The 21995-nt window shown below is 68.0% G+C and carries 22 protein-coding genes; 4 read left to right on the top strand and 18 right to left on the bottom strand.

Annotation, left to right across the window (positions count from 1 at the left end):
* Positions 1–90: 90 nt before the first annotated feature.
* The gene (locus tag SRAH_RS00580; RefSeq protein ID WP_029461419.1) at positions 91–588 is read right to left on the bottom strand and encodes a TspO/MBR family protein; all 498 of its coding nucleotides are present in this window, start codon (positions 586–588) and stop codon (positions 91–93) included.
* Positions 589–1190: 602 nt separating this feature from the next.
* Between SRAH_RS00580 and SRAH_RS00570 the strand changes: the two genes are divergently transcribed.
* Complete coding sequence (locus tag SRAH_RS00570) at positions 1191–2465, top strand: saccharopine dehydrogenase family protein (protein WP_045475643.1); 1275 nt, start codon at positions 1191–1193, stop codon at positions 2463–2465.
* 106 nt (positions 2466–2571) lie between these two features.
* On the opposite strand, the gene SRAH_RS00565 is transcribed toward SRAH_RS00570, so the two are convergent.
* Together SRAH_RS00565 and SRAH_RS12820 are read right to left on the bottom strand one after the other, a co-directional pair.
* Positions 2572–3288, bottom strand: a complete 717-nt coding sequence (locus SRAH_RS00565) for a GDSL-type esterase/lipase family protein (protein WP_232840955.1) — start codon at positions 3286–3288, stop codon at positions 2572–2574.
* 67 nt (positions 3289–3355) lie between these two features.
* The gene (locus SRAH_RS12820) at positions 3356–3505 is read right to left on the bottom strand and encodes a fasciclin domain-containing protein (RefSeq protein ID WP_369403330.1); all 150 of its coding nucleotides are present in this window, start codon (positions 3503–3505) and stop codon (positions 3356–3358) included.
* 173 nt (positions 3506–3678) lie between these two features.
* Between SRAH_RS12820 and SRAH_RS12815 the strand changes: the two genes are divergently transcribed.
* Positions 3679–4041 carry a hypothetical protein gene (locus SRAH_RS12815; protein ID WP_029461414.1) on the top strand — a complete coding sequence of 121 codons (363 nt, stop codon included), beginning with the start codon at positions 3679–3681 and terminating at the stop codon, positions 4039–4041.
* Between the two features lie 767 nt (positions 4042–4808).
* Here SRAH_RS12815 and SRAH_RS00540 read toward each other — a convergent pair.
* From SRAH_RS00540 to SRAH_RS00490, 11 genes are all read right to left on the bottom strand, one after another.
* On the bottom strand, positions 4809–5126 hold the full coding sequence (locus SRAH_RS00540) for a HigA family addiction module antitoxin (protein WP_045475637.1): 318 nt from the start codon (positions 5124–5126) through the stop codon (positions 4809–4811).
* 13 nt (positions 5127–5139) lie between these two features.
* Positions 5140–5322: a type II toxin-antitoxin system RelE/ParE family toxin gene (locus tag SRAH_RS00535; RefSeq protein WP_369403329.1), complete on the bottom strand. Its 183-nt coding sequence runs from the start codon at positions 5320–5322 to the stop codon at positions 5140–5142.
* Between the two features lie 309 nt (positions 5323–5631).
* Complete coding sequence (gene cobA / locus SRAH_RS00530) at positions 5632–6456, bottom strand: uroporphyrinogen-III C-methyltransferase (RefSeq protein WP_029461412.1); 825 nt, start codon at positions 6454–6456, stop codon at positions 5632–5634.
* The gene (gene ybiB, locus SRAH_RS00525) at positions 6453–7403 is read right to left on the bottom strand and encodes a DNA-binding protein YbiB (protein WP_045475634.1); all 951 of its coding nucleotides are present in this window, start codon (positions 7401–7403) and stop codon (positions 6453–6455) included. Before ybiB ends, cobA begins: the two co-directional genes overlap by 4 nt.
* A gap of 38 nt (positions 7404–7441) precedes the next feature.
* Positions 7442–10360 carry a nitrate reductase gene (locus SRAH_RS00520; protein ID WP_029461410.1) on the bottom strand — a complete coding sequence of 973 codons (2919 nt, stop codon included), beginning with the start codon at positions 10358–10360 and terminating at the stop codon, positions 7442–7444.
* Between the two features lie 10 nt (positions 10361–10370).
* Positions 10371–10799 (bottom strand): nitrite reductase small subunit NirD, encoded by a 429-nt coding sequence (gene nirD / locus SRAH_RS00515; protein WP_029461409.1) that lies wholly within the window; start codon positions 10797–10799, stop codon positions 10371–10373.
* Positions 10800–10843: 44 nt separating this feature from the next.
* Positions 10844–13300 carry a nitrite reductase large subunit NirB gene (nirB, locus tag SRAH_RS00510; RefSeq protein WP_045475679.1) on the bottom strand — a complete coding sequence of 819 codons (2457 nt, stop codon included), beginning with the start codon at positions 13298–13300 and terminating at the stop codon, positions 10844–10846.
* A 104-nt stretch (positions 13301–13404) separates the two neighbouring features.
* A complete protein-coding gene (locus SRAH_RS00505; protein ID WP_029461407.1) occupies positions 13405–14235 on the bottom strand; it encodes an ABC transporter ATP-binding protein in 831 nt (276 codons plus the stop codon).
* Entirely contained in the window at positions 14232–15179 is a 948-nt protein-coding gene (gene ntrB / locus SRAH_RS00500) for a nitrate ABC transporter permease (protein WP_029461406.1), read from the bottom strand. Before ntrB ends, SRAH_RS00505 begins: the two co-directional genes overlap by 4 nt.
* A 12-nt stretch (positions 15180–15191) precedes the next feature.
* On the bottom strand, positions 15192–16577 hold the full coding sequence (locus tag SRAH_RS00495) for a CmpA/NrtA family ABC transporter substrate-binding protein (protein ID WP_082209988.1): 1386 nt from the start codon (positions 16575–16577) through the stop codon (positions 15192–15194).
* Between the two features lie 262 nt (positions 16578–16839).
* Positions 16840–18129, bottom strand: coding sequence for a nitrate regulatory protein (locus tag SRAH_RS00490; RefSeq protein ID WP_029461404.1), 1290 nt, complete (start codon positions 18127–18129; stop codon positions 16840–16842).
* A gap of 99 nt (positions 18130–18228) precedes the next feature.
* Here SRAH_RS00490 and tsaD point away from each other — a divergent pair, with 99 nt between their 5' ends.
* Together tsaD and greA are read left to right on the top strand one after the other, a co-directional pair.
* Positions 18229–19287 (top strand): tRNA (adenosine(37)-N6)-threonylcarbamoyltransferase complex transferase subunit TsaD, encoded by a 1059-nt coding sequence (gene tsaD, locus SRAH_RS00485; protein ID WP_029461403.1) that lies wholly within the window; start codon positions 18229–18231, stop codon positions 19285–19287.
* A 107-nt stretch (positions 19288–19394) separates the two neighbouring features.
* Positions 19395–19871, top strand: a complete 477-nt coding sequence (gene greA / locus SRAH_RS00480; RefSeq protein ID WP_029461402.1) for a transcription elongation factor GreA — start codon at positions 19395–19397, stop codon at positions 19869–19871.
* A gap of 42 nt (positions 19872–19913) precedes the next feature.
* On the opposite strand, the gene SRAH_RS00475 is transcribed toward greA, so the two are convergent.
* From SRAH_RS00475 to SRAH_RS00460, 4 genes are read right to left on the bottom strand one after another with little or no spacing between them, the layout of a single operon-like run.
* The gene (locus SRAH_RS00475; RefSeq protein WP_029461401.1) at positions 19914–20210 is read right to left on the bottom strand and encodes a type II toxin-antitoxin system RelE/ParE family toxin; all 297 of its coding nucleotides are present in this window, start codon (positions 20208–20210) and stop codon (positions 19914–19916) included.
* Complete coding sequence (locus tag SRAH_RS00470; protein WP_029461400.1) at positions 20207–20434, bottom strand: addiction module protein; 228 nt, start codon at positions 20432–20434, stop codon at positions 20207–20209. Before SRAH_RS00470 ends, SRAH_RS00475 begins: the two co-directional genes overlap by 4 nt.
* Before the next feature lie 31 nt (positions 20435–20465).
* On the bottom strand, positions 20466–21323 hold the full coding sequence (gene folD / locus SRAH_RS00465; protein WP_029461399.1) for a bifunctional methylenetetrahydrofolate dehydrogenase/methenyltetrahydrofolate cyclohydrolase FolD: 858 nt from the start codon (positions 21321–21323) through the stop codon (positions 20466–20468).
* A gap of 29 nt (positions 21324–21352) precedes the next feature.
* Positions 21353–21976: a response regulator transcription factor gene (locus tag SRAH_RS00460; RefSeq protein ID WP_029461398.1), complete on the bottom strand. Its 624-nt coding sequence runs from the start codon at positions 21974–21976 to the stop codon at positions 21353–21355.
* Between the last annotated feature and the right edge of the window lie 19 nt (positions 21977–21995).

Below are 21995 nucleotides of genomic sequence, written 5' to 3'. Positions count from 1 at the left end.
ACCGGCGGGCTGCAAGGCTCGCCTTGGTTGAACCGCTGCTTAGGCGCGCGGTAGATAAGGATGCTGCTTTAGACGCCACTTGCGGCAGGCTCAACCCAGAACGGCTGGATTCATCTGCCATAGCGAATAGTTCAACGCAGCGGCAAAGCTCACCCAAGCCAAGTACGGCAGCAGCAGCAGCGCCGCAGCTTGGTGATGCCGCCAGAACGCGGCGATTGTTCCCGCGATCAGCAGCCACAGCAGCGCAATCCCGGCAAGTGCCAAGCCACCCTGATGCCAAGCGAAGAAGAGCCATGACCAAAGGGCGTTGGCGACAAGCTGTGCGAGGTATAGCTTTAGGGCTGTGCCCGCACCGCTGAAACCCTTCCTGCGCCAAACGAGCCAAGCTGACGTGCCCATGAGCACGAACAAGACGGACCATACAGGTCCGAACAGCCACGCCGGAGGCGCCCATGCGGGCTGAAGCAACTGCCCATAGAACCCGGCCGCATTGATTGAGGCCAAGCCCCCGACTGCAGCAGCGACGAAACTGGCCAAGAGCCAAGCCGCGAGGCCGAGGCCTTGTCTTGCTGCAGAGGATTGTGACATTTGTGGCCTTGGGGCTTAACTTTGAGGTAAAAAAGCGGCTGCAAGGCTTGACCGAGTTGAGCCGCAGCTTAGGCGCTGTGGAGCAGGGTGCTGGGGCCTTGGAGCGCTGCGGCATTACCAAAGATTATGGCCGGGGCCGTGCAGGAAAGCAAGCTTGAGGCGCCTGCTTCGTTCTACGAAGTTCGGGCAGGCCGGCCTCGAAGCCGAAGCCGCGCGGCAGAGCAACCAGCATCGAAGGGGCCAGAAATGGGCACCTTGGGGTACTCAGGAATCGATCTTGACTAAGAGCCACATCGCTGGGAATCCGGAACTGGTTGGGTTTCCGCGTGTCTCTTTGCCCGGCCAGCCAGAGCACGCTCGCCCTGGCCGCTAGAATCTTGGCCAATGAAAAGCAGCGCCTGCGTGCCCCTGCTCGGCGTGGATTTCTGCGCCGCGCCCTCGCGCCGCAAGCCAATCACGGTGGCCCGCGGTTGCCGCGAGGGTTCGGTGGTGCGCCTGGTGGGGCTCGACACGTTGCCGGGTCTTCGCCGCGGCGACCCTGCGCGTACCGTCGCCCCTGCGCACCTGGTCCGGCGCGGCGCCGCGCCACAGCCCCAGCCACCATGACTGTCGACGAACGCCCCTACGACCTCGTGCTCTTTGGCGCGAGCGGCTACACCGGCCGGCTGGTGGCCGAGGTCTTGCAGGCCGCGACCCAAGGACAGGGCGCGCGCGAGCCCGGGCTGCGCTGGGCGCTGGCCGGCCGGCAGCCCGCGCGGCTGGCCGCCGTGCGCGACGCGATCGGTGCCGGGCCGGCGCTGCCGCTGCTGGGCGCCGACGCGCACGACGCGGCGGCGCTGGCGAGCCTGGTGCGACGCGCCCGCGTCGTGATCACGACGGTCGGGCCTTACCAACGCCACGGCGAAGCCCTGGTCACCGCCTGCGCCGAGGCCGGCACCGACTACGTCGACCTCTGCGGCGAGCCGCTGTGGATGGCGCGCATGATCAGGCGGCTGCAGCCGTTGGCCGTGCGCAGCGGCGCGCGCATCGTGTTCTCGTGCGGTTTCGACTCGGTCCCGTTCGACCTCGGGGTCTTGGTGCTGCAGCAAGGCTTGCAGCAGCACAGCGGGGCGACGGCGCGCGAGGTGCGTGCCCGCGTGCGGGTGATGAAAGGCACGTTCTCGGGCGGTACCGTGGCCAGCGCGCTGGCCACCGTCGAGGCCATCGCGCGCGAGCCGGCGCTGGCCGCGGTGATGGCCGACCCGTTCGCGCTGACGCCGGGCTTCATTGGGCCGCCGCAGCCCGCGCTGGGGGCCGGCTGGGACGACTGGGCCGGCGCCTGGTGCGGCCCGTTCGTGATGGCGCCGATCAACACCAAGAACGTGCACCGCACGCATGCGCTGCGCGGTCACCCCTGGGGTGCGGACTTCCGCTACGACGAGCGCCAAATCGCCGGCAGCGGCGGGCTGGGGCGGGGGCGCGCGCTCGCGCAGGCGCAGCGCGCGCGGCTGTTCGAGGCCGTGTTGCGCTGCGCGCCGGCGCGCGCGCTGGTCGGCCGCTGGCTGCTGCCGCAGCCGGGTCAGGGACCCAGCCGCGCGGCCCGCGAGGCCGGGTGCTTCGAGCTCAGCTTCACCGGCCAGACGCCCGCCGGCGAGCGCGCCAGCGTGATCGTCAGCGGCGACCGCGACCCGGGCTATGGCTCGACGAGCCGGATGGTCACCGAAGCCGCGCTCGCCCTGCTGCACGACGTGGGTCGCGACGCCACGCCCGGGGGCGTGTGGACCCCGGGCGCCGCGCTCGGCCTCGCGCTCGTGCGCCGGCTCGAGGCGCACGCCGGGCTGAGGTTTTGCTTCGAGGCGCCGGCCGGTGCGGCCGCACCTCCCGCCCGCTTGCCGTGAGCGTGCTGACAAGACCGCCAGCCGGCGCGACCCGCGGGCCGGTGTGCGCGCCGGGGCCTGACGCGTCCTTGGCGGAGTGGGGCTCGGCGGTGTGGCCGGTCGTGGCTCAGCGGGCCGGCGCCAGCAGGCGGCCCAAGTCGGTTTGGGCCAGCAGTTCCGCGTGCCAGAGCCGGTAGCCGGCGTCGCTCGGGTGCAGGCCGTCGCCTGCGGTCAGCTCGGGTTGGAGGACGAAGGGGTCTCGATCGCGCTCGCGAAACAGGTCGACCTGCGCGGCGCCGTGGCGCAGGGCGGCCGCGCGCACCAGCGCCTGCAGCTCGCGCGATCGCTGCGTCATCCAGCCAGAGAGGGGCGCAAAGAGCAGGCGGGCGTTGCCGACGTTGCCGGCCGGCATCACGATCACGGCAGGCGCCAGCGTGGCGGCCTGCGCCAGCGTGGCGTCAATCGCGCGGGCGAGTTCATCGTGCGGTGTGCGGCGGATGACGTCGTTGCCGCCAGCGAGGATCAGCACGACGTCGAAGCGGCCGGCAGGGGCAAGCTGCGCGAGCACGTCGGCAAAGCGTGCGCCGGTGCGTCCGCGGTTCTCGATCAGCAGCCGCGGGTGCTCGCGCCCGATATGCCCGGCCAGGCTCTGGGCAGGACTGCTGGCGCCAGTGCCGACAGCGGTGCTGTCGCCGACGATCAGCAGGCGCAGCGTCGGTGCCTCGGGGGTCTGCTGGTGCGCCGCAGCGGCTGGCGCCGGACCGGGCGGAGCGGCCGAGCAGCCGCCTGCCAGCAGCAGCACCACCAGCGCCAAAACCCAAGCAACCGAGGCCCGCGCAGACATGGCGCCGCAACGCATCGCTGCTGGCAGGAGCAAGCCGAGCCTCAGGGGAGCCTCGCGACGCAGCGGCTCAGCGCGGCATGACGACGGTGTCGATGACGTGGATGACACCGTTGCTCGCGGCGATGTCGGTGGCGGTGACGCGCGCGCCGTTGACGGTCACATTGCCACCGCCGGTGGCCACGGTCAGCCGGCCACCCTGGACGGTGGTCGGGTTCACAGCCGCATTGCAGGGCTTGCGTTTGCGGTAGTGCGCCGTATGGTTCGTTTTGCACATTGCAATGATGAACTGTTCAGCATTTGCTTGCGACGGTGTGGTCTTTATTGGAAACCGCTCGGTATTGGTGTGCCCGCTGAACCGCGCCGGGTCCGGCAACAGCCCGCTGCGCACCGTTGGGCGGCGGCGCCGAAGCGGCGCAGGCGCAGCGCGTTGCCGAGCATGAAGATGCTCGACAGCGCCATCGCAGCCGCTGCGAACATCGGCGACAGCAGCAGGCCCAGCGCGTGCAGCGCCCGCACGGCTTCGACCGAACCGGGATTGTGAGCCGGTCGGCGTCCGCGACCATCGCCGCGAGGCGGCCGTCGATGGCCACGGCATGCGCGCAGCTGCGACAAGCCTCCCCGCTCGTGACGGTTGTGCCTGAAGAGGTGCGCCAGCGTATCCTGCAACAAGTGAGAGACCTCAAGGCTGGTGTCGTGATGGGCGGCGCCCTGAGCAACCCTGGCGATGAGGGCAGCGTGCAGGAAAAGCCATGACGCAGGAAGAACTTGAACACATCATTCGTGCCAGCGCACGCCAGCGGCGACATCACGAATCAGGACGAGTTTGTGATCGTCGGCAGCCAGTCTATGCTGGGCCCTGTGCCCCGCCCCGAAGACGTGTTCAACGTTTCCATGGAAGTGGACATTTACCCGCTGCAGGCACCCGAGTTGGCCGACCGGATTGACGGGGCCATAGGCGAGGGTTCGCAGTTCCACCAGACTTGCGGGCCTTCGTCCAGCCCTGCGATCTCGTTTGGGCAGCGGGGTTATATACCCCGAAGTACCCTAAGGCCCCCAGCCCGCCTGCTAAAGTCTCTAGTGAGCATGACTAGAGCCATGAAAGACACTTGCCATCTGTACACAGACTTGGCTTGGTTGTGGCCGATGTGGGGCGATTCTGCCACCGAATACGCCCACTACTGTCAACACGTCAGCGGCCTGATCCGCAAGCATGCCCAGCGCCCAGTTGTGTAGGGTCAGCTTGCGCATTGCCTCTCAAGAAACACCCTTAAGAGGCGCGTAGATAAAAACTTCCGGTTATGAAGAAAGGTTGTTTCTTCGGGACGATTTGCGGCGCGGGCGGGCCGATTACTCCGCTAACCATTCCCATTGGAAACAACCGCCTCCCGCAGGATTCTAGGGCTTTTGACCGGGCAGCCTAAGCCACCAAGTCAGCAGCGGCGGCCATGGCATCATATTCGGCGCGCACTGCCGGGTTTGCCAGCAGTTTGGCTTTGAGGGCGTGCAGCGGCTTCATGGGGTCACTGCCCCACTGCTGTAGCGGCAGCCTCGGCATCCTGCTCCATGCGCTCAATGCGCTTGCGCTGCTTGGCGCGCTCTGCAGCGGCCCACAGATCGCGCTGCGCTTGCAGGGCCAGCCAGAAACCGGGTGAGGTGCCCAGCGCTTCGGCCAAGCGCAGATCCATATCGGCACTGAAACCGGCGTGCCCGTGCAGCAGCCGCGAAAGCATGATGCGGCTAATGCCCACATGGGCAGCAAAGTCGGTCACGCTCACGCCTAGGTCGCTCAGCCAGCCCGCCAGCAGTTCGCCGGGTGTGGCCGGGTTGTTCATGTCCATGGTGGCGGCTCCTTCAGCGATAGTCCAGATAGTCCAGCAGTTCTACGTCGGTGCCGACGAAGCGAAAGGTCAAGCGCCAATTGGCCTGCACGGTCAGGGCATGGAAACCGGCGCGGTCGCCGCTCAGGCCGTGCAAGCGCCACGATGGCCGGTTCAGGTCTTGCGGGCCTTGGGCTACGTTGAGTGCGGTCAGCAACTCGCGCAGCCGCTTGGCCTGCCAGGCTGCCCGTGCGGAAAAACTGCTCCAGCCCTTTGTGGCGCATGGTGAGTATCATAACGTGAACATCTGTGCTTTACAGGTCACGCCACCACGCGCAGCCCACTAGCCACGGCAGCGGCGTCAAAGCGCACCTAGGTCAAGGTTGCCGCCCTGGCTGGGGTGGCCTGCTCCAGTATCCACGCCTCGATGTCTTCATGGTCTAGACGCCGCAGGTCGAGCGGGCGCACGCGGTAATGCTGTTCAGCGATGGTGACTGAATCTTGCGTTTTTTGGTGGTCCGACCCCTCAGGCCGCCCGGCTCTGTGCCGTTTGCGCAAGCGCTAGCAAACCTTGCAGCACCTCGCCCACCACGATCACCGCCGGGCTGCCCAGCCCTTCGCGCTCCAGCGTGCGGTGCAGGTGCTGCAATTCGCACAGCGCGTGGCGCTGCTGCGCCAGGGTGGCGTGCTGCACCAGCGCCACCGGGGTGCTGGCCGGCAAGCCGCTGAGCAGCTCGGCCTGGATTTGCGCCGCCGCCTGCACGCCCATGTAGATCACCAGCGTCAGGCGCGCGGCGTGGCAGGTGTGGGCCAACGCACGCCAGTCTGGGCCGCCGCTGCCGGGTTTGGCGTGGCCGGTGATGAACACCACCCCGTGCGCGTGGTCGCGGTGCGTCAGCGGTGCCCCGAGCGCCGTCACCGCCGCCAGGCCAGCGGTGATGCCGTTGATCACTTCGACCTCGATGCCGGCGGCACGCAGGTGCTCCACTTCCTCGCCGCCACGGCCAAACACAAAGGGGTCGCCGCCCTTGAGGCGCACCACCTGCTCGCCCTCGCGCACGGCCTGGATCATCAGTTTTTCGATGAAGGACTGTGGCGTGGAGCGGCAGCCGCCGCGTTTGCCCACGTGGATCACGCGCGCGCTGGGTGCCGCCAGCGCCACGATGTCGTCGCTCACCAGGTCATCGACCAGCAGCAGCGTGGCGCGGGCGATGGCGCGGGCCGCCTTGAGGGTGAGCAGTTCCGGGTCGCCCGGTCCGGCTCCGACCAAGGTGCAGCGGCCCACGATCGGGCTAGGGGCCGCGCCAGATGCGCGGCTCAAGGTGCGGGCTGGGGAGGGCAGGGTGTTCATGGGGTGCTCGGATGGGGCGGTGGGGGGATTTGGCCGGAGGCGATCCGGCGCGCCAGTTCCAGCGTGTGGCGCACTTGGGTTGCGATCGGCTCGGGAATGGCGCGCTGGCCCTGCAAGGCGGCGGCGGTCCAGTTCCGGGTGGCCTCGGCATCGGGCGTGGGCAAATCGGCCACAGGGGCCAGTGGGCCGCTCGGGGCTTCCTGGATGCGCCAACTGTGCCCGGCGACAAAGGCGTCCATGGCCGGGCAGCGCCGCGCGTCGGCCACGGGCTCGCCTTCGGTGCCGCGCAGCAGCAGGGCGTTGGCTCCGGTCAGCGCCAGCGTGGCGCTCATGCTGTGCAGGTATTCGCTGTGGGTGTAGCTGCTCAGCAACAGGGCCGGCCCAGCGACCGGGTTCATGAGCTTGACAAGGCTGTGCGCGCTGTTGCGCAAGCCCACGCTGCGGCGCACGTCCAGCAGGCGTTGCAGTCCCGGCTGCAGGCGATGTGTGGGCACCCAGCAGACGCGGCCGGGCTGCAGCTCGGGGCTGAGCAAGCCGGCCGCATCGAGCGCGGGCAGGATGGCCTCGGGGTGGGCGCGCGCGTCTTCGGTGGCGCAGCCGTGCCAGAGCACCGCGAGGCCCGTTTGTGCCAGCAAACCCGCCAGCAACGGGGTGAGCACCGGCAGCTTGCGTGCGCCGTTGTAGCTGGGCAGCACCACGCTGGGCAAGGGGCTGTGGGCGGGAGCGCTCCAGCGCTGAAGGCGCGGCTCCAGCGCGTCGAGGAAGCCGGCCATTTCTTCGGCGGTCTCGCCTTTTACGCGCATGGCGATGCAGAAGGCGCCGATTTCGAGATCGCTCACGGCCCCATCGAGCACCTGCCCGAGCAGGTCGGCGGCCTGCGCACGGCTAAGGGCGCGGGCTCCGTCTTTGCCGCGTCCTATCTTTTTTAGGTGCTCTTTGATGCTCATTTGGTCGATTGTGCCAGCGTAGTCATGACTTTTCGCTATTAAGCGATTTGCGTGTTGGCAGCCATCGCGGGCGCGGCCACGCTTTGTAACAGGCGCTTGAGCTGCGGGATGCAGGAGCCGCACTGGGTGCCGCATTGCAGCGTGCTTTGCAGCTGCGCCAGCCGCTGGCTGGGGCTGCCCGGGCTGCGGGCTAGGTGCAGGGTGATGGCCTGCTCGCTCACATCGAGGCAGGCGCAGACTTGGGGGCTGCGGCTGGATGGCCCGCTGGCCGTGGGCGCGGCCGCGCTGGGCAGCAGCAGTTGTTGTCCGCTGGCCGAGGTGGGGCGCTCTTCCTGCAGCAGCACCTCAAGCCAGGCGGCCGAGCGCACGTCGCTGGCCAGCAGCAGGGCATCGAGTTGGGCCTCGGACTCGGGGCTGCGGCGCAGCAGGCGCAGCGCCCGCATCTGGCCGCGCCGGGGGTCGCGGTAGCACAGGGTGTTGGGGGTGTTCAGGCCTAGGCGCGCGGCCACGGCGTCGAGCAGTGCGGGGTCGGGGGCTTGCAGGCAGGCGGCGCGCAGCAGCACGCCTGTGCGCCCTTGTTCCTCGTGGCGGCCAAAGGGCACGCAGGTGGCAAAGTCGAACTGGCTCAGTTGCCCCGACAGCCAGGCCCGGGTTTGCGCCGCTTCGCCTTCGGGCAACCAGGCCATGGCGATGAGCGTCCAAGGCAGGTGCGCCGGTTCGACCCGCACGGCGGCGTGTTTGAGTTCGGGTTGCTGGGATGTGGGGCAGCAGGCCGGTGTGGTCAGGGCATTGACGCCCAGCAGCGCCAAGCCTTCGGGGCTGCGCCCGCTTAAACAATCCGAACCCCAGTGCATGGGCAAATACACCTGCCCCAGCCCCAGATCGGGCGCGGCTTGCAGCGGCAGCACGATGCGCCCGCGCGCGCTTTGCACGCTGACCAGCTCCCCTTCGCGCAGCCGGCGCCGCGCCATGTCCTGCGGGTGCATGTGCAGCACCGGCTCCGGTGCATGGCCAAACAGGCGGCCCAGCAGGCCGGTGCGGCTCATGCCGTGCCACTGGTCGCGCAGCCGGCCGGTGTTCAAGGCCAGCGGGTAGCTGGCGTCGCGTGCCTCGGCTGGCGCCCGGTAGGGCAGGGCCACAAAACGCGCCTTGCCGTCGGAAGTGGGAAAACGGCCGTCGGCGTACAGGCGCGCCAGGCCCCGGCTTTGGCCCTCGGGCATGGGCCACTGCTGCGGCCCGGCGGTGTCGAGCAGGGCATAGCTGAGGCCGCTGATGTCGAGGTCGCGGCCCTGGGTGCTCTGGCGGTGTTCGTTCCACACCGCCTCGGGCGTGGGGTAGTCGAAGTGGATGCGCCGCGGTGCATCGGGCTGCGGGTGCAGCAGGGCCTCTAGGCGCTGGGCCACATCGCGCGCGATGACCCAGTCGGGCCGGGGGCCGTCGAGCGCATGGTCGGGGTGCAGCGGGGCCGGCACGGCGCGGCGCACGCGGCTGATGCACCGCTCGCTGTTGCTGACGGTGCCTTCCTTTTCGCCCCAGGTGGTGGCGGGCAGCAGCAGGTCGGCGTAGGCGGTGCTGGCGGTGTGGGCAAAAGCCTCTTGCACGATGACGAATTCGGCCCGCTCCAGCGCCCGCCGCACCGTGCTCTGGTCGGGCAGGCTTTGGGCCGGGTTGGTGCAGGCGATCCACAGCAGCTTGACTTCGCCCTCGGCCGCCGCCTGGAACATCTGGACCGCGCTGCGCCCCGGCTGCCCGGGTACGCTGGGCACCCCCCACAGTTGCGCCACTTCGGCCCGGTGCGTGGGGTTGGCCAGATCGCGGTGGGCGCTGAGCAGGTTGGCCATGGCGCCCACTTCGCGCCCGCCCATGGCGTTGGGCTGGCCGGTCAGGCTCAGGGGGCCGGCACCGGGGTGGCCAATCTGCCCGGTGGCCAGGTGCAGGTGGATCAGGGCCGCGTTGTTGGCGCTGCCGTTGCTGCTCTGGTTCAGACCCTGGCAGTACAGGCTCAGGGTGGGGCGGCGCAGCCGGCCATCGCGCCCGCTAAAAAGCGGGGCAGTCGGGGCCGGGGGCCCATCTTGGGCGGGGCTGTCGAGGCCGGCGATCCAGCGCGCCGCGGTGTAGAGGTCGGCCTGTTGCAGGCCACACAGGTGCGCGGTGTGGGCGGGGGTGTGCTCGCGCAAGATCGCCTTCAGGGCCTCGAAGCCGCTGGTGTGGGCGGCGATGTAAGCCGGGTCGAGCCAGCCCTCCCAGAGCATGATGTGCAGCAGGCCGTGCAGCAGCGCCACGTCGGTGCCGGGTTGCAGCGGTAGGTGCAGGTCGGCGCTGGCGGCGGTGTCGGTGCGGCGCGGGTCGGCGACGATCAGGCGCAGATCCGGCCGCGCCGCGCGCGCGTCTTCGATGCGCCTGAACAGCACCGGGTGCGCCCAGGCCGTGTTGCTGCCGATGATGAACAGCGTTTGCGCCAGCCCCAGGTCCTCGTAGCAGGGCGGCGGCGCGTCGGCCCCCAGGGTGAGTTTGTAGCCGGCCACGGCGCTGCTCATGCACAGGCGCGAATTGGAGTCGATCTGGTTGCTGCCCAGCACCCCTTTGACCAGCTTGTTGAAGACGTAGTAGTCCTCGGTCAGCAACTGGCCGCTGACGTACACGCCCACGGCGTCGGGGCCGTGCTGCTGCACGGTTTGGGCGATGCGGCTGGCCGCCAGATCGAGCGCCTGCTTCCAGTCCAGCGCCTGGGTGGGGCCGCCGCGCGCGCTGCGCCACTGCGGATGCAGCAGCCGGGTGGCTTGCGCCAAGGCGGGGCGGGCGCTCAGGTGCAGGGTCGAGCCTTTGCTGCACAAGCGCCCGAAATTGGCCGGGTGCTCGGGGTCGCCGCGCACGCCGGTGATCTGGCCGCCCTCGTGCTCGATCAGCACGCCGCAGCCGACGCCGCAATAGGGGCAGGTGGAACGGGTGGTGGCCATGGGCTTGCGCTTAGCAGGCACCGCTGGCCGCGCCGGGGCAAGCACGGCGGGCCGGCCCAGAGCAATCGAGACGGGCCGCCGGGCCGGCCAGGGGCCGCTTGGCCTCGGTAGCCAGCGTGTCGAGCTCGTGGGCGTCCAGGTACACCAGTCCGTGCTCAACCTTGAGGGCGAAGCGCGGGGTCTGACCTTGGTCGGGTGCGGCGGCCTGGCCGCTGTCGAGGGCGATGTTCCAGTTGTGCAGCGGGCACGCCACGCTGTGCCCAAACACGATGCCCTGGCTCAGCGGCCCGCCCTTGTGCGGGCAGCGGTCGAGCAGGGCAAAGAGCCGCTGGTCGGCGGCCTTGAACACGGCCACGTCCAGCCCGTGCTCGCGCGCCACGCGGCGCGCACCCAAGGCGGGGATGTCTTCTACGGTGCAAACGGGTATCCAGTGGGTCATGGGGCCTCCGGGGTAAAGGGGTGGTGCTTGAAGCCGGTGCGCGATCAGGCCGGCACCCGGCTTGGGGCCATCTCTGCGTTCAGGGCCTGAAACTGGCGCAGATCGACTTGCGCCCGCTCGTGTTCAAACCAAGGGTCGGGCTCGCCGTCGAGCGCAAACTGCAACTGCTGCCACAGCGCCTGGCGGCCGGCCGGGTCGTCGAGGATGCGCTGCTTCACGTAGTCCAGCCCGACCCGGCTCACGAAGTGCACCGTGCGCTCCAGATACCAGCCTTCGAGCCGGTAGAGCTGCATGAAGGCGCCGGTGGTTTCCAGCACCTCGGCAGCGCTTTTGAGCTTGCAAAAAAAGTGCGCCACTTCGGTCTTGATGCCACCATTGCCAGCGATGTGCATCTCCCAGCCGCTCTCGACGCCGATGATGCCCACGTCCTTGATGCCGGCCTCGGCGCAGTTGCGCGGGCAGCCGCTGACGGCAAACTTGACCTTGTGCGGCGCGTACATGCCAAAGAAGGCGCGCTCCAGGTCTTTGCCCATCTGGGTGCTGTCTTGCGTACCCATGCGGCACCACTCGGAGCCGACGCAGGTTTTGACCGTGCGCAGCGCCTTGGCGTAGGCGTGGCCGCTGGGCATGCCGATGTCTTTCCAGACGCTGATCAGGTCCTCTTTTTTTACGCCCAGCAAGTCGATGCGCTGGCCGCCGGTGACCTTGACGGTGGGGATTTGGTACTTGTCCACCGCGTTGGCGATGCGGCGCAGCTCGTCGGCCGTGGTCTCGCCGCCCCACATGCGCGGGATCACCGAATAGGTGCCGTCTTTCTGGATGTTGGCGTGGCTGCGCTCGTTGATGAAGCGGCTTTGCGGGTCGTCGCGGGCCTCTTTGGGCCAGGTGCTGATGAGGTAGTAGTTGAGGGCCGGGCGGCAGGTGGCGCAGCCGCTCGGGTTGCGCCAGTCCAGCGCCTGGAACACGTCAGCAATGCGCAGCAGCTTGCGCTCGCGGATGGCGTCGCGCACCTGCTGGTGGCTGTGCTCGGTGCAGCCGCACAGGGCTTTTTTCTGGGGCGTGGCCGAGTAGTCGCCACCGGCGCTGAACATCAGGATTTGCTCCACCAGGCCGGTGCAACTGCCGCAACTGGCGCTGGCCTTGGTGTGTTTGCGCACTTCGTCGAGGGTGAACAGGCCCTGGCGCTTGATGGCCTTGCAGATGGCCCCTTTGCTGACGCCGTTGCAGCCGCAAACCTCGTCGCTGTCGGCCATTTGGGCCGCCTTTTGGTGCCCCTGGTGCCCGGCATCGCCCAGATTGCTCTCGCCAAACATGAGCTTGTCGCGGATGTCGGCCACCGGGCGGCCCGCGCGCAGCAGCTTGAAATACCAACTGCCATCGACCGTGTCGCCATAGAGGCAGGCGCCGACCAGTTTGTCGTCTTGCAGCACCAGTTTTTTATAGACGCCGCCGCTGGGGGCGGTCGGGTCGCTGAGCACGATTTCCTCGCAGCCGGGGCCGCCCAGGTAGTTGCCGGCGCTGAACAGGTCGATGCCCGTGACCTTGAGCTTGGTCGAGGTCACGCTGCCGCTGTAGCGGGCGATGCCGTGCTGCGCCAGGTGGTTGGCCAGCACCTTGCCCTGCTCGAACAGCGGGGCCACCAGACCGTAGGCCACGCCCCGGTGCGCGGCGCATTCGCCCACGGCGTAGATGCGCGGGTCGGTCACGGTTTGCAGCGTGTCCGAGACCACGATGCCGCGCTGCACGTGCAGCCGCATGCGCTCGGCCAGCGCGGTGTTGGGGCGGATGCCCACCGCCATCACCACGAGCTGGGCCGGGATTTCCGGCTCGGGCGCGCTGCCGGCCTTGAAGCGCACGGCGGCCACGCGGCCATCGGCACCGGCCAGCAGGGCCTCGGTCTGGGCCCCGAGCAGGAATTTGAGGCCGCGCGCTTGCAGCGAGCGCTGCAACAGCTCGGCGGCGCGCTGGTCGAGCTGGCGCTCCATCAGCCACGGGGCCACGTGCACCACGGTCACGTCCATGCCGCGCTTCATCAGCCCGTTGGCCGCTTCCAGCCCCAGCAGCCCGCCGCCAATCACCACCGCTTGCGGGTATTGCGTGGCGGCCGCGATCATGGCCTGGGTGTCGGCCAGGTCGCGGTAGGCGAGCACACCGGGCAGCTCCCGGCCGGGAATGGGCAGCATGAAGGCGTTGGAGCCGGTGGCCAGAATCAGCCGGTCGTAGGGGGCCGACTGCGTGGCCCCGTCAGGCCCGCTGGCATGGACCAGGCGCCGGGTGCGGTCCACCTCGGTCACGCTCCAGCCGGCGTGCAGCGTGATGCCATGCTGGCGGTACCAGTCCCAGTCGTTCAGGACGATTTGGTCCGGCGTCTGCTCGCCGGCCAGCACCGGCGAGAGCAGGATGCGGTTGTAGTTGGGGTGCGGCTCGGTGCCAAAGACGGTGATGTCGTACAGATCGGGCGCGAGCTTGAGCAGCTCTTCGAGCGTGCGCACCCCGGCCATGCCGTTGCCCACCAGCACCAGCTTTTGCCGTTGGCTGGCTGTTTGGGGGATGGCGGCAGGGGCGTTGCGGGCGGACTCTGAGCCGGGCGGGGCAGTGTGTTGCATCATGCGGCCTCTTTTTCCACGTGTGCCTGGCGGGTGTACAAAAAGTCCATCACCGCCTTGCGGCATTGCAGGTAAGCCGGGTTTTCCGACAGTTCCACGCGCCGCCGTGGGCGCGCCAGCGGCACCGCCAGCACCTCGCCGATGGTGGCCGAGGGGCCGTTGGTGAGCATCACGATGCGGTCGGCCAGCAGCACCGCCTCATCGACATCGTGCGTCACCATCACCACGGTGCTGTGGGTGCGCGCCACGATGTCGAGCAGTTCGTCTTGCAGCTTGGCGCGGGTCAGGGCGTCGAGCGCGCCGAAGGGCTCGTCGAGCAGCAGCACCTTGGGCTCCATCGCCAGCGCGCGCGCAATGCCCACGCGCTGCTTCATGCCACCGCTGATTTCGCCCGGGCGCTTGTGGGCGGCGTGGCTCAGGCCCACCAGTTCCAGCGCGGCATGGGTGCGCGCCGCCAGTTCGGCTTTGCGCTCCGACTTGGCCCCGGCGCTGCGCGAGCCCGAGCCGAAAACGCGCTCGACGCCGAGGTGTACGTTCTCAAAGCAGGTTAGCCACGGCAGCAAGGAGTGGTTCTGAAACACCACGGCACGCTCTGGCCCCGGGCCGGCGATCTCGCGCCCGGCGCACAGCAGCAGGCCTTCGGTGGGGGAGCTCAGGCCGGCGATCAGGTTGAGCAGGGTGGATTTGCCGCAACCCGAGTGCCCGATCAGGGCCACGAACTCGCCTTTGGCGATGCGCAGGTCGATCTGGCGCAGCGCCTCAAACTCGCCTTGCCGGGTTTTAAAGCGCTGCACCACGCCTTCGATCTGGATGTAGTGGCTCTCGTTCATGATTTGACTTCCTCGAAAGTAAAGGCGCGGGCGATGCGCACCAGGGCCCACTCCAGCAGCAGCCCGACCAGGCCGATGACGAAAATCGCCACGATGATGTGCGTGATGTTGAGGTTGTTCCACTCGTCCCAGATCCAGAAACCGATGCCCACGCCGCCGGTGAGCATTTCGGCCGCCACGATCACCAGCCAGGCGGTGCCCACGGCCAGCCGCACCCCGGTGAGCACGTAGGGCAGCACGGCGGGCAGCAAAATCTTGGTCAGGATGGTCCACTCGCTCAGGTTGAGCACCCGCGCCACGTTGAGGTAGTCCTGCGGCACCCGCTGCACCCCGACGGCGGTGTTGATGATCATGGGCCAGATCGAGCAGATGAAGATGGTCCAGATCGCCGCCGGTTCGGTGCCCTGGAACACCAGCAGCCCGATCGGCAACCAGGCCAAGGGCGAAACCGGCTTGAACAGGCTGATCAGCGGCGCGCACATGCGCCCGGCAAAGACCGAGCGGCCGATCAGAAAGCCCAGCGGAATGCCCACCAGCGCCGCCAGCCCAAAGCCCAGCCCGACGCGCTCAAGCGAGTTGAGCACCTGCCAGCCGATCCCGACGTCGTTGGGGCCGTTGACGAAGAAGGGGTCGGCAAACAACACCAGCGCCGCGCTCCAGGTGGCCGACGGGGTCGGGAACTGGCCTTCGCCGCTGGTCGCGGCCAGGTGCCACAGCCCGATCAGCAGCAGCAAGCCAAACAGCGGTGGCAGCCCCTGTTGCAGCCATTCGCTGGCTTCGAAGCGCCGCGCGGAGCGGCTGCGCGGTGGGTGGCTGCGCGCTGGGCTGCTGTGGGCTGGGGCGTGGGCCCGGGCGGGTTGGGCCGGTAGGGCGCCCGCGCCGCCCGTTGTGGGAGTGGCGGGGCCCTGCCCGTCGCGGGGTGAGTGAAAAACGGCGCTGACCATGGTGGGTGCTCCTTAGGCCTTGATGGCAAAGCTGTCGGCGTAGCGCGCCGGGTCGCGGCCGTTCCAGACCACGCCATCCATCAGGGTGCTGCTGCGCAGGGGGTCGCGCGGCAGGCTGATGTTGAGCCGCGTGGCGGCCTGGCGGTAGAGCTCGATCTGGTTGATCTGCTGCGCCACTTGCAGGTAGTTGGGGTGCTCGCGCAGCAGGCCCCAGCGTTTGAACTGGGTCAGGAACCACATGCCGTCCGACAGGTAGGGGAAGTTCACCGCGCCGCCGTCGAAAAACTTCATGTGCTTGGGGTCGTCCCAGGTGCGCCCGAGGCCGTTTTGGTAGCGCCCCAGAATGCGGTCGCGGATCACATCGACGCTGGTGTTAACAAAGGGCCGCGCGGCGATGGTTTCGGCCATCTGCATTTTGTTTTGCAGCCCGGCGTCGATCCAGCGGCTGGCTTCGAGCACCGCCATCATGACGGCGCGCGCGGTGTTGGGGTGGCGGCGCACGAAGTCGGTGCGCGCGCCCAGCACTTTCTCGGGATGATCGGGCCACACGTCCTGCGTATTGGCGGCCGTGATGCCGATGCGGTCCACGATGGCGCGGTGGTTCCACGGTTCGCCAACGCAGAATCCGTCCATATTGCCGACGCGCATATTGGCCACCATCTGCGGCGGCGGCACAGTGATGACCTTGGTGTCGCGCAGCGCGTTGACGCCGGCGCTGGCCAGCCAGTAGTACAGCCACATGGCGTGGGTGCCGGTCGGGAAGGTCTGGGCAAAGGTGTAGTCGCGCCGCTCGCGCGCCATCAGCCGCGCCAGCGTGCCCACGTCCACCGCGCCGCGCTCGGCCAGTTGGCGGCTCAGCGTCATGCCCTGGCCGTTGCGGTTGAGCGTCATCAGCACCGACATATCGGTGCGCGGCCCGCCCAGCCCCAGTTGCAGCCCGTAGATCAGTCCATAGAGCGAATGCGCCATGTGCAGTTCGCCGTTGAGCAGCTTGTCGCGCAGACCGGCCCAACTGGCTTCCTTGGACAGGACGATGCGCACCCCATGCTTGCGGTCCAGCTCCAGCACCGAGGCCATGATGACGGAGGCGCTGTCGGTGAGCGGGATGAAGCCGATGCGCACCTCCTCGATCTCGGGCCGGTCGGAGCCTTGGGCATGGACGACGGAGCGCAGGCCGGGCAGCAGGCCGGTGCCGGCATGGGCCAGCAGGGCTGCCCCGGCGAGCGTGGCGCCCTGGCGCAGCGCGCTGCGGCGCCCGGGCTGGGTGACGGCGCTGGCGGTGGCGCTTGCGGCGGCGTCGGCGGCAGTGGGCGCGTGGCAGGCGGCCGGGCTGTGGCCGCTAGGGGTTGGTGTGCCAGCCGTGCTGGATTCGGTCTGGCTGAGGTCGAACGGGGGCATGACTACTCCTAGAGCAATGAACAATCGAAGCGCGGCAGCAAATGGAAAACGGCGTCCTCCTAGGTCCGCCTTGAAAGCGGGGTGGGAGGGACGCCGTTGTCCGTATTGCTCTGCGAGCCGGGTTCGTGCCGCCATTGGCACTTACCCTTGTCATCACTCAAGCAGTTTTCGTGCCAAGCTTGGTTTTAGGGGGTTCGTCTGGGGCGGGCGCTGGCTTGGCGCCCATTTGCCGCCCCGGTGCACCAAAATCGGGCAAAGGCGGTCACCGCCGTGGTGCAAGCAGGTGGCTCATCGAGAGCACCGCCTCGGCCACATCGACCATGCGCTTGTTCTGGTTCATGGCCAGCTCGCGCAGGGTTTTGTGTGCGGCTGGCTCATCGAGCTGCTGGTGCGCCATCAGCAAGCCCTTGGCGCGCTCGATGAGTTTTCGCTCGTTCAGGCTGGCGCGCAACGTCTCAATTTCGGCGGCAGCGGCTTGCAGCCGCTGGCCCTGTTCTTGCACCAGGTCGAGCACCGATTTTTCCAGCCCACCCGCCAGCCCTGTGGGTGCGGACTGGAGGGTGGGGGGTGCGGCGGATGCGGCGTCGAAAAAGCCGCTGCCGCGCTGCGTGTCGCTGCCTAGGCCTCCACCCGCACCCCAGTTGCCGGACTGGCGCTGTTCGAGTTGTTCGATTTCAGCCGCCACCAATGCCATGCAGGCACCGGCTTGATCCACCAAAAATTGCGTTAACTGGTCTTCAACCGGGCGCATTTCATCCATGCACTGGCTGCAGCAGGCAAACCAGGCCCCGCTCTGTGTCGGCTCCAGCGCCCCACCGGCCGGTGCTTGCAGCAGCAAGCGGCGCAAGCGGCTGCGCTCGCCCAGAGGCTGCAGGCGCTGGCGCTCCTGCCAAAATTGCAGCAGCGCCGCGCTGGCAAAGGACTCAAACACTTCCAGGCAACGCTGCTGCGCCTCGATCAGATCGATCAGGTGCGCCTGTTCGTGCGCTTGCACCTGCGCGCTGGCGAACAGGGCGGCGCCCGCAGCGCGCTCTTGGCCGGCCCACTCTTTGCCCTGCATAAGGTTGAACAGCGCCACCAGGGGGCGCAGCAGTTCGGGGGCGCTGGCGCGGTCGGCGGCTTCGAACACCACCGCCAGCAAGCTGGCGATCAGACGCGCGTAATCGGCTGACAGGCTGTGGGTGCCTAGTGCCTTGGCCGCGACGCGCGAGCGCAGCAGCGCCAGCGCATCGAGCCCTTGCAACGCATAGGCCACCCGGCTCAGGAGCTGTGCCGCGTGCGGCGATGGGGCGTTGATCAGGGCTGCGGACTCCAGCAGCCATTGCTCCACCCACTGGTCGGTGCCTTGGGTTTGCTGTTGCAGCTGCGCTTCAAGGGGCGCCTGCCCCAGGCTGGCTTGGAGCACGCTCAGGTTGGAGAGTCCGCGTTCGCGTTGCAATTCGTGCACCAGCGCGGCGGTGCTGCGGGCCAGCGCAATGCTTTGCGCCAGCCGCTGCAATTCGGTCAGCTCGGCGCGCTTAGCGGCCAACAAGAAGCAAAGACTGGAATTCATCGAAGGGTTGTGGCCATAGGGTGCTTGGGGTGGATGAAACTTCAGCTAGCAAGTTTCATGCCTTGGGCGACTTGCCGCCCCCTCCCTTACACTCATCCCATGCGGATATTGGGAATTGAAAGCTCTTGCGACGAAACCGGGGTGGCCTTGGTGCAGGCCGACGCGGGTGCGGCCCCGCCACGGCTGCTGGGGCAGGCCCTGCACAGCCAGGTGCAGATGCACGAGGCGTATGGCGGCGTGGTGCCCGAGCTGGCCAGCCGCGACCACATCCGGCGCGTGCTGCCGCTCATGCAGCAGGTGCTGCAGCAAGCCGACTGTGCGCTGGAGCAGATCGATTGCGTGGCTTTTACGCGTGGCCCCGGTTTGGCCGGTGCCTTGCTGGTTGGGGCCGGGGTGGCCTGCGGCTTGGCGGCGGCGCTGGGCAAACCGACGCTGGGCGTGCACCACCTGGAAGGGCATTTGCTCTCGCCCTTCTTGAGTGCCGATGCGCCCGAATTTCCATTTGTGGCGCTGCTGGTCTCGGGTGGGCACACGCAGCTCATGCGGGTCGAGGCGGTGGGGCGCTACCACCTGCTGGGCGAGACCATCGACGACGCTGCCGGCGAAGCCTTCGACAAATCGGCCAAGCTGCTCGGTCTGGGCTACCCTGGCGGCCCGGCGCTGGCGCGCTTGGCTGAGCAGGGCCAGGCCACGGCCTTTGCCCTGCCGCGCCCGCTGCTGCACAGTGGCGACCTGGATTTTTCTTTTGCGGGCCTAAAAACCGCCGTGCTCACGCAGGCGCGCAAGCTGGGCCCCGAGCTGGAGGCGCGCCGCGCCGATCTGGCCGCCGCCACCGAGGCCGCCATCGTCGAGGTGCTGGTGAAAAAATCGCTTGCCGCCTTGCAACAAACCGGGCTGCGGCGGCTGGTGGTGGCCGGCGGCGTAGGGGCCAACCGGCGGCTGCGCCAGCAGCTTAATGCCGCTGCCGAGCGCCTAGGGCTGCGCGTGCATTACCCCGAGCTGCACCTGTGTACCGACAACGGCGCCATGATCGCCCTAGCCGCTGCCATGCGCTGGCAGGCGGGTTTGCTGCCTGCGGGTTCCCGTGGCGAAGGCTACAGCTTTGCGGTGCGGCCGCGCTGGCCGCTGGCGCAAATCGACACCCCCGCAACGGCATAGGGGAGCGATGCGCAAGGCCGTGCAACACCGGTGCCTTGGGGCATAATATCGTGAACATCTACCGCCGAGTCTGTCTGGCTCGGCGGTTCGCATTTGGAGACGCAACAATGCCCACCATTCCTGTAACCCAGCGCGGCGCCGATTTGCTCAAGTCCGAGCTGCAGCGCCTAAAAACCAAAGACCGGCCGGCCGTCATCAACGCCATCGCCGAGGCGCGCGCGCAAGGCGACCTGAGCGAAAACGCCGACTACGACGCCGCCAAAGAGCGCCAAGGCTTTATCGAAGGGCGCATCGCCGAAATCGAGAGCAAGCTGGCCATGGCGCAGGTGATCGACCCGGCAGCCACCAACGGCGGTGGCCGGGTGGTGTTTGGCGCCACGGTCGAGCTCGAAGACGAGCGCAGCGGCGCGGCGGTAACGTACCAGATCGTGGGCGAAGACGAAGCCGACCTCAAGCAGGGCCTGATCAACATCTCCAGCCCAATCGCCCGCGCCCTGATCGGCAAAGAAGAGGGCGACGTGGCCGAGGTGCAAGCCCCGGGCGGCGTCAAGCGCTACGAGATCGTGGCGGTGCGCTACCAGTGAGGAGGCCGTGAGGGCACCCAGCGGTGCATTGCCGCACCCTGCTCAAGCGCGCTGGTGCCAGATGGCGGGGTTGCGGCTGGCGTGGAAAACGGCGAGAACGACGATGCGGCGCGCTTCCAGCCGAAAATAAACACTGTAGGGAAAACGCGCCGCAAGCACGCGACGAATGCCCTTGTGCAGATCGGCAAAGAGCAGCGGATGCCGCGCCGCCTGTGCAACGCAGCGCTCAATCTCTGCAACAAAATCGGCGCCTAGCTTGGGGTGGTGTTGTGCATACCAAGCGCTTGCCTCAACAAACTCGGTTTGGGCGGCACGCCGAAACGAAACCGGCAGGCTCATCGCCCGATCTGTGACAGCGCTGCCGCCTTAACCTCGATCCACGGGACGGCATCCTCGGGGTTCAGCTCGTGCTCGGTCAGGCGCCGTTCAAGTTCGGCCATTTGAGCCTCGTTCGGGCCTGGGGCGGCATGGCGTGAGCTGATGTCGGCCCAGAGTGCATCCATGAGTTCGAGCTGCTCAGCCACGCTGAGCTGGCGCGCCTGCAAGAGAAGTTGTGCGTCCATGATCGAAGTATAGGCTTGCAGCGCGCATTGCTCAAGCCCCGGCGGCGGCGCGCTCGGCCGCCTGCACCGTGTTGGCCAGCAGCATGGTGATGGTCATGGGCCCAACGCCGCCGGGCACCGGCGTGAGGTAGCCGGCTACCTCTTGCACGCCCGCAAAATCCACATCACCGCACAGCTTGCCGGCGGCGTCGCGGTTCATGCCCACGTCGAGCACCACGGCACCGGGCTTGACCATGTCGCGCGTGAGCAGGCCGGCCTTGCCCACGGCGGCGACGATCACATCGGCTTGCAGGGTGTGGGCTTTGAGGTCGGGCGTGCGCGAGTGGCAGACGGTGACGGTGGCGTCGCGCTGCAGCAGCAGCAGCGCCATCGGTTTGCCCACGATGTTGCTGCGCCCGATCACCACCGCGTGCTTGCCGCGCAAATCAAAGCCGATGTGCTCCAGCATTTTCATGCAGCCGTAGGGCGTGCAGGGCCAGAAACCAGGTTGGCCGACCAGCAGCGCACCGGCGCTGGCGATGTGAAAACCGTCCACATCTTTGGCTGGGCTGATGGCTTCGATCACGCGCTGCGCATCGATCTGCGGCGGCAGCGGCAGTTGCACCAAGATGCCGTGGATGCGCGGGTCGGCGTTGAGGGCCTTGATGCGCGCCAGCAACTCGGCCTCGCTCAGGCTGGCCGGGTGCCGCTCCAGCAGCGAGTGGATGCCGACCTCGGCGCAGGCCTTGACCTTGTTGCGCACATACACCTGGCTGGCCGGGTCGTCGCCGACCAGCAGCACCGCCAAGCCGGGCTGCTGGCCTAGGGCGGTGAGGGTGCGGGCGCGCTGGGTCAGTTCGGCACGCAGTTGGCGCGACAGCGCCACGCCGTCGATCAGTTGAGCAGTCATGGCAAAAAAGCGGGGAGGTAAATTCTGATTCAGGGTTTGGCGCTGGGGCCAAGGGCAATTTTGAGCAAATCGGCGACCGTGTTGGTGCCCAGCTTTTCCATGATGTTGGCGCGGTGCGCCTCCACCGTTTTGATGCTGATGCTCAGATCGTCGGCGATCTGCTTGTTGAGCCGACCGGCCACGATGCGCTCGAGCACCTGCGATTCGCGCCCGGTGAGCCTGGCCATCAGGGCCTCTCGGTTGGCGGCCTGCTGGTGGCCAGCAAAGGCGATGCGCGCAGCCTCCAGCATGCGATCGACCAAGGCCATGAGCTGGGGCTCGTTGAAGGGCTTTTGGATGAAATCGAGCGCGCCTTTTTTCATCGTCTGCACCGCCATCGGCACATCGCCATGGCCGGTGATAAAGACGATCGGCAGCGGCGAGTGGCGCTCCAGCAGCCGGTCTTGCAGCTCCATGCCGGTCATGCCGCCCATGCGGATGTCGGCCAACAGGCACGCCACTTCGCGCGGGTCGTAGCGGCTCAGAAAGGCTTCGGCCGATTCGAAGCAGCGCACCCGGTAGTCTTTGCCTTCGAGCAGCCACTGCAAGGAGTCGCGCACCGCTTCGTCGTCATCGACCACATAAACCAAACCGCGCTTTGCCATCACACTCATTTGTCGCCTTCTCTGTCTC

This window comes from Serpentinimonas barnesii, assembly GCF_000696225.1.
GTDB lineage: Bacteria > Pseudomonadota > Gammaproteobacteria > Burkholderiales > Burkholderiaceae_C > Serpentinimonas > Serpentinimonas barnesii.
The sequence above is the reverse complement of the archived record's forward strand: the minus strand, read 5'-3'. Positions and strand labels throughout refer to the sequence as shown.